The 213-nt window shown below is 37.6% G+C and carries 1 pseudogene; it reads right to left on the reverse strand.

What is annotated here, in order from left to right:
- Nucleotides 1-213: pseudogene (locus tag V6256_RS15985) on the reverse strand (zinc-binding metallopeptidase family protein); the annotation flags it as partial.

Here is a 213-nt window from a genome sequence, read left to right on the forward strand (position 1 = left end):
GTGGAATATGCCTTTCACTGGTCAAGGCAGGTACGGGTTCATTAAATTGGCACGAAAAACAAAGGATCTCTTCACTATTAGGGTCTGGTACAAAAGTACTCAAGTTACCCATGCTGTTACAAACATTGTAACGAGCATTATTATCACATTTTTTATAATGTACTTTAGGCTCTGCAGCTTTAAAAAATACGCCGGTTTTTTGATCTAACTCGT

The organism is Psychromonas aquatilis, from assembly GCF_038155185.1.
In the GTDB taxonomy this organism is placed as follows: Bacteria; Pseudomonadota; Gammaproteobacteria; order Enterobacterales; family Psychromonadaceae; genus Psychromonas; species Psychromonas aquatilis.